General features: G+C 45.9%; 1 protein-coding gene. It reads left to right on the top strand.

The genetic code is table 11. The annotated features are described in order from the left end of the window. Positions 1–471: 471 nt before the first annotated feature. A complete protein-coding gene (locus KBW69_RS08410) occupies positions 472–2,859 on the top strand; it encodes a hypothetical protein (protein ID WP_257280590.1) in 2,388 nt (795 codons plus the stop codon). Positions 2,860–3,324 lie beyond the last annotated feature (465 nt).

Here is a 3,324-nt window from a genome sequence, read left to right as displayed (position 1 = left end):
TTTTTTAAAACCTTTTGCGATAGCCTTTGTGCATTTTCGTGATCGGGGTCGCTATACGCTGTAAAATACAAAATATAAACGACAAACGATGTTTTTTTATGAGATGCTCAGGTTAATACGAAAATCTGCTATCCTTCCCGAGAGCCAAGGATCCTTGCCTGACGTTATGCAGTCCATCTGCACTCAAGGGGTTTCTTCGCTTTAAAACAATCAACCCATTGGCACCTTCACCTGAGCTCCATTGGTTAGTGTTTTGAATCAATATATTTTGTTATGCCAATACGCGAAGACCGGCCTTCACCGGTTAACAACAATTACGTATAGATTCAGTTTCTGGCGTGGACCCACCATTTCCAAGTCAGGTACTACGACAACGTTGTTGATGACTGATTACAGTACACGCGGGTTTAATTTGCCAGCCGGTGTGTTTTATTTTCAGTCTGATGACCTGATTCAGGAGGGTCGTTGTCTATGTACCACCGAACGCGCCGAATCTATCGAAAAGACCGCGATACGAATCACGTCCACACTGACTTTCTGGTGTTTTTGATTATGAGATCTGAAAATATAAGATCAAAGACGTTTTTCCCCATCTTTGCCCTTATGTTCATTGCTGTTATATGGATCGCCAGCTCCAGTGGAGCGGAAGAAACCCGGCAACATCGTCTGCTGTTAATGAACTCCAGCGGGTTGGCTGCCAATGGGGAACCCTTGGATGTCTATAAGGGTTCTGTTTCGTTCTACAACACTTCCCATATTCTGCTGACTGTTGATAATGCTACTAATTCCAGATCCAGCTTTTTGGTTGATTTCAACAACCTTGACGTTATTCAAAAATGGTCGGGAGTCCTTACCCCCAGCACTATAGTGCCAGACTCTCGCTTCGGGGAGCCATTAGCCCGATACCAGGGCCAAAAAGCAGGTCCTGTGGTCACTATCCCACTGTCAAACCTGACATATATTGCGGCTTTTAATGAAATACAGGAAGTTGATAATGGTATAGCCATTACCAGCTCGCTGATTAAACTTGATAAACAATGGCAGGAGAATCAATGGCGGAATGTCACTCTCGCTTCATCTTCAGACATTCCGGCTCTGAAAGACATTGTTAGCATGACACTATCACCGGATGGACACTTCCTTGCTGTCGTTGCTGCCGAAACCCAAACCCTGCTGATTTTTCGATACGATCAGGGACAATTGCATCTGATGCAATCAGTCTCCAACCCGGAAGATCTTGAGAAAGTGGACAGCTGGTTCGGAGTGCACGATGTAACCATTGCCAAACTACCCGATGATTCCACCACCGCCTTTATTGCCTCTACCGACCGGTTCGTCCATCTGGTGGCTTTTAACAAAGAAGATCAGTGGGAAACTCAGGAGGCTCAACTCATTGACTTTCAAAACATGCCCCAGGCACTCACCAGCATAGCCTCCAGTCCGGATGGCAGGAAAATAGCCGTGATTGGCAAACGGGGCACAATCCATACCCTGAAGCTCGTTTCCCCCCCTTTATTCGCAGAATGGCGAGACCCTCCTGTGTATGACTACGATGAATACGACAGGGATAAGGGCCAGTTCGAAGTAGGGCTTATGAATGTGACAGACCCCAATCAGCCAGACAGCAACGATAATTCCCGATTGATCGTCAGGGTTCACTGTGAAGACCATCAAGACCATTGCCCGTTCACCTGGCAAAACAACAGTTTAGTGGTCAATCCTGATAGTGATACCCCTTTGAGTAAAGAAAGCGGTGGTTGGGCACTATCGGAAAGATGGCCCCTGACTGTAACAGCAGCTAACCCACACAACCAGTTCAGTCAAATACGAACAGTGGTCAGCGTAAAACCAGCCGATTACACCTCGCGAATACTGAAACGGGTGTTCGCTGGTCTGTTGCCACCGCTGGCCATAGTAGGCTTTGGTACTTGCGGCCTGGTTAAATGGTGTAGATCAAGGAGGAAAACCTATGAACTCGATCACGAGGCCATGGCCGATGAATATACAGAAAATACCAATCATCGCCCTGAAAGCAATGATCAACCAGCACCGCCAGCCGGTTTAATTGTTCACTTTGATCCTGCATCAAATGAACTGACCCAAGTGCTGGTGCACCCGGCAATAGGTAATACAGACTCTGATTTAAGTTTAACCCTGTCTTCCCCTGCACCTGACGTTATAAATATGATCACTGCAGATACCCCTGAAGCTACAAATACGATCATTCCAGATGCCCCTGAAGCTACAAATACAACCACTGCAGATGCCCCTGAAGTTATAAATACGATCACTGCAGATACCCTTGAAGCTACAAATACAACCACTACAGATGCCCTTGAAGCTACAAATACGATCACTGCAGATGCCCTTGAAGCTACGAATACGACCACTGCAGATGCCCTTGAAGCTACAAATACAACCACTGAAGATGCCCTTGAAGCTACAAATACAACCACTGCAGATGCCCTTGAAGCTACAAATACGACCACTGCAGATGCCCTTGAAGTTACAAATACAACCACTGCAGATGCCCTTGAAGTTACAAATACAACCACTGCAGATGCCCTTGAAGCTACAAATACAACTACTGCAGATGCCCTTGAAGCTACAAATACAACTACTGCAGATGCCCTTGAAGCTACAAATACAACCACTACAGATGCCCTTGAAGCTACAAATACGACCACTGCAGATGCCACTGAAAATCGCGTATGTGGGGATGGGGAGCCAACTATTCCACATCATGCTCTCAGAATACCGAAGGGTTATGGAAACGCGCAGCTTAACCAACGAGGATTGCAAATTTATTTTAAATACTTTGGTGTTGAGATCCAAAATAACAGAACAAAAGAGCAGTGATCTCATGTGGCGCCGGACTTCAGGCTTTCTGAAAAACAACAATCTGAACAAACAGGTGAGGATCTCAGTGCTCTCACACGTCAGAAACTACTGCCTGTGGGTGCTACCTAAAAATTCACTGCACCCGCTTAAAAACCCAACGATATTTCATCTAATCCCCATTGCCAAACCTCGGTCAAAGGCTGGTACAATCGTTTGATCGTATCAGCCTGAACTCACCTCACTGTTAACCGTTCCTTCTCAGGCTCATCGAGCCGTTCAGCTATGTTACCCTTGGGGCGATTACGTGAACAAAAAGGAACTCAGTGAACGAGGTATCTGCACCAAATTCATCACAGCAGCACTAGCAGCCTGTCGGACTTAAGGCTGTCCTACTGCGGTTGCAATAAATTGGTCTAAAAATTCCTGCTTCTTCGTCAAATAGCTCGCTATTCTCCTCAGAAGCAGAAATTTTTATCCTCAATT

The sequence above is a fragment of the Endozoicomonas sp. ISHI1 genome (genome assembly GCF_024606225.1).
GTDB lineage: Bacteria > Pseudomonadota > Gammaproteobacteria > Pseudomonadales > Endozoicomonadaceae > Endozoicomonas_A.
The sequence above is the reverse complement of the archived record's forward strand: the minus strand, read 5'-3'. Positions and strand labels throughout refer to the sequence as shown.